Source organism: Mycobacterium sp. SMC-4, assembly GCF_050205565.1.
Lineage (GTDB): Bacteria > Actinomycetota > Actinomycetes > Mycobacteriales > Mycobacteriaceae > Mycobacterium.
The window spans coordinates 1-286 of sequence record NZ_JBNMQU010000040.1 but is presented as its reverse complement, the minus strand read 5'-3'; the positions used below and the strand labels follow the sequence as shown (position 1 = coordinate 286).

General features: G+C 69.9%; 1 protein-coding gene. It reads left to right on the top strand.

Annotated elements, in window-relative coordinates:
* Positions 1-8: 8 nt before the first annotated feature.
* On the top strand, positions 9-286 hold a 278-nt coding region (locus tag ACQI46_RS25645; RefSeq protein WP_427096860.1), incomplete at its 3' end, for a hypothetical protein.

Genomic DNA, 286 nt, shown 5'->3' with positions numbered 1-286 from the left:
TGAGAGCAATGAAGAACTTCACCACCACCGCCACTATCACCGCTACCGCTGCTGCCGGCCTGTCGGCGGTCATCCTGGGCCTGGCCGCCCCGGCTGCTGCCGCGCCGTCGGGCTCCGGTGATGCCCGCGCCACCATCAGCCAGCTCGAGGCTGAGGGCAACCGGGTCATCGTCAACCGCCAGGGCGACACCGCGCTCAAGGACGCCACCGTGGTCTCGGTGCGGCCCGGCCCGGAATTCACCAAGTGGGTCTGGGATGCCCAGCGCGACGACCGCATCCAGGTCCC